This window comes from Albidovulum sediminicola, assembly GCF_025751575.1.
Lineage (GTDB): Bacteria > Pseudomonadota > Alphaproteobacteria > Rhodobacterales > Rhodobacteraceae > Albidovulum > Albidovulum sediminicola.
Genome location: NZ_JAOWLA010000051.1, coordinates 1 through 2,410, shown reverse-complemented (window position 1 = coordinate 2,410; position 2,410 = coordinate 1). Strand labels below are relative to the sequence as shown.

At 59.9% G+C, this 2,410-nt stretch carries 1 protein-coding gene and 1 pseudogene; one reads left to right on the top strand and one right to left on the bottom strand.

The features are described 5' to 3' along the window. Window positions 1-225 precede the first annotated feature (225 nt). On the top strand, window positions 226-2,049 hold the full coding sequence (locus OE647_RS19990; protein ID WP_263723526.1) for a tetratricopeptide repeat protein: 1,824 nt from the start codon (window positions 226-228) through the stop codon (window positions 2,047-2,049). A gap of 257 nt (window positions 2,050-2,306) precedes the next feature. Here the strand turns inward: OE647_RS19990 and OE647_RS19985 are convergent. Next, window positions 2,307-2,410 (bottom strand): annotated as a pseudogene (locus tag OE647_RS19985) (IS5/IS1182 family transposase); the annotation flags it as partial.

Genomic DNA, 2,410 nt, shown 5'->3' with positions numbered 1-2,410 from the left:
AAGGCCAAAACCATCGAGAAGCGCCGCTTGCTGCATCGCCAGACCGCAGCATAAACTGAAACCCAAACGAGCCAGGCCCTCCGTTCCAGATCAGCCACTCGTGTCCCAAATCTTCTGACGACGGACAGTTTCGCACTCGATGCCGTCACGTCGTCCAGCCTCGGTATTGTACTCGAGCAGGACGTCCTGCTCCTCGGCCTCGATTACCGGGTTCAATATGACGGTATGGACGAAATCTTGTTCCTCGGCTTGTCGATCTGGTCCTTCGCCCAGGATCGGAATGTCATGAATTTCTGCTTGCCCGGTTTCTGCGCGGACCCGATTGATTTCGACTATCAGCTGACCAGCAACAGTATCTGCCTGTTCGATACCGAACAAGAAATCGAGGGCTGTTACGATCTGGTCGCAAGGGACGGTCAGCTCGACTGGATCGACGAAACGGGAACCCCGGCGACGACCGTGTTCACCGCGTTCCATGGCAATGATTATGACCAGTTTGGCGTCGCCTTTGAGCACTTCAACCAGGAAATGACGCTTCGGTTCGAACAGGCGCAGGAAAAGAGAATCCTGACCGGCTTGCGATCGCTCGGATTGCTGGACGCCCTTCCCGAGAAAGGCTTCGACGCAAGCGTTCGGCGGGCAATCGTAGAGCTGCAGAGGCGGAACGGGATCTTTCCGTCCGGTTTCGTCGATGAGGCGTCTTTCCGCGTGATCTTGGGGCACGACCCTCTCGGCCCTGCACTGGAACCGGGTGAATTGACCGCGCAGGCAGCCGGGGGCGGAACGACATCAGCGACACCGCCTGACTGTTTCCAATCGCCGTCCATCGATTGCCTGCTGGACCTCGCGCTCGAATCCGCGAATGCGAAAGAGCCTCGTCGGGAATCAGCACTGTTCGATGTCGTGGAGCTTTTCGGCTTTGCCGGGAAGTTCGAAGAGGGGTTGGAGCTTGCAAATACCTTCGAGGATGAGACCCAACGGCAGGACGCACTGGAACGCCTCAGCCGGGGCCTGTCCGCGGCAGGGATGTTCACTGACGCGCGCAGCATCGCCAGGTCGATCGAGGGTGCGGCGGCCAGGGCATCGGCGTTGAGACAGGTAGCGTCGAAGCTGGCCGAAGCGGATGACACCGAAATCGCAAGCGAAGTGCTGCAGGACGCCCTGAAGGAGTTGGATCAGATCGGCGGCTCCGACGAAAGGTTCGATGCGCTCATTTATTCTGCCGAGGTGCAAACCCGGTTGGAAATGATGGATGCCGCGCGGGCCAGCCTGGCCCAGGCCTATGCGATCGCCATGGAATTCGCTGATGTCGCCGACAAATCCTCGGCGCTCGTACGGGTTGCAAGAATGCAGGTCGAAGCCGATGAGAACGAACAGGCCGGAAGGATCGTGGAAGAAGTGCTCGCGATCGCGACAACAATCGAGGCGCCGAGGGACAGGGCAATAAGGCTGGTCGATGTGGCGCGGCTGTTGGTCCAAACCGGTTTCGTCGATCGCGCGGTCTCGGTGCTGGAGGACGCCCGCAAAGTGGTGGGCCAGATCGAGTCAAAGGTCTACCGCGGGTCAGCAACTATGGAAATCGTCGAGGTCTTTGCCGAGGTTGGGATGGCGGGTGAAGCCATGGCGACAATCGAAACCATCGAGCGCGAATCGTATCGTGGCTATGCGCTTCGGTCGGCCGTAGGCGCCTTGGCCAGGGCCGGGCTGGTGGAAAAGGCCCAAGAGTTCGCGGACAGGATCGAGGATCGTGAGGACCGGGCCTACGCATACTGGTTGATCACAATGACACTGGTGCGGGCCGGAAAGGCCGAACAGGCAATGCCCCTGATTACGGCCGCTCTTGAGTTGGCGCAGGGGCTCAGCGTCGAGGAAAGAGCAACGCGGATGGCCTATATCGCCGGGGTGCAGGCCGAGGCCGGAATGCGGGACGAGGCATTGGCCTCGCTGGAGATTGCATTGAAGGCGGCAAGGCAGTTCAGGACGGACAAGGAGCGACTGTGGTGGCCGATGCATGTAATCACGGAGGTCTGGATCGAACTCGCACGGTGATTGGCGGTTCAATCTCTTTTTGTCCCACAACGGCACCGGCGGCGCTGCGCAACCATTAGCCGAGGAATGCGAAAATCGGAGGGCTCCATTCAGTTCCACTTACCCGCGGCGTTGGCTGGAGCCCAGCATGTGATGCGAATGACCGGATCGTCCGCATGCCGGTCGTTGGATTAGCTTGCAGCGAACGACGGCTTCCCGCCCATCCCGCCGGCTCCTCTGTTCGGAAGTACGAAGCTAGGCTCCAGACTCATTCTCATTCATAGCCAGAAGATGACGATCGCGGCGAGCAGGATGGCGGAAAAGAAGGTTTCTGGGCAGCGGTCGTATCGGGTGGCAACGCGGCGCCAGTCCTTGAGGCGGC

Bases quoted from the DNA above. Each gene is read 5' to 3' on its own strand.
- OE647_RS19990 (WP_263723526.1), top strand. From the start codon at position 226: ATGGACGAAATCTTGTTCCTCGGCTTGTCGATCTGGTCCTTCGCCCAG.